The organism is Halorubrum sp. SP3 (genome assembly GCF_005435195.1).
Taxonomy (GTDB): Archaea; Halobacteriota; Halobacteria; order Halobacteriales; family Haloferacaceae; genus Halorubrum; species Halorubrum sodomense.
The window spans coordinates 1-498 of record NZ_SGTU01000322.1; the positions used below are offsets into that span (position 1 = coordinate 1).

The window sequence follows — 498 nt, forward strand, 5'->3', positions numbered from 1 at the left end:
GGGAACGCGAACGCGCCGACGACGATCGTCGTCCCGTTCACCACCTCGTTCGGGGACCAACTGTACCCGTTCGAGGTACTTGTCCCGGCCGAGGAGAGTGCGCTTCGGGAGGACTCCGTCGCGCTCTGTAGTCAGATTCGAACCGTCTCGATCGAGCATCGCATTACGGAGAACCTCGGATCGATCCCGCAGGAACGGCTGGACGAGGTCGACACCGCCCTCGAATACAGCCTCGGGCTCATGGCGATCTGAACGGCGACGCCCGTCTCCGCCGACCGGTCAGGTCTCGGACCGGTCGCGCAACCCCGACAGCGTCGTCTCCTCGCGCAGGTCGGCAACCGAACAGTACCACGCGCCGCGCACGCCGTTCAGGTCGTTCTCGACGGGGCTATCGAGCGGCACGAGGTCGTCGAACGCGAAGACGACGACCACGCGCTCCTCGGAGAAGGGGTCGATGAGCGCCGCCCAGTCGCCCTCGTCCATCGGTCCGGGGTCGCC

1 protein-coding gene and 1 pseudogene are annotated in these 498 nt (G+C 66.9%); one reads left to right on the plus strand and one right to left on the minus strand.

Annotated features, from left to right (window positions below; genetic code table 11):
* Positions 1–252: type II toxin-antitoxin system PemK/MazF family toxin (locus EXE42_RS16695; protein ID WP_137707033.1), on the plus strand; the 252-nt coding region annotated here is incomplete at its 5' end.
* 27 nt (positions 253–279) lie between these two features.
* Here the strand turns inward: EXE42_RS16695 and EXE42_RS16700 are convergent.
* Positions 280–498, minus strand: a pseudogene (locus EXE42_RS16700) (hypothetical protein); the annotation flags it as partial.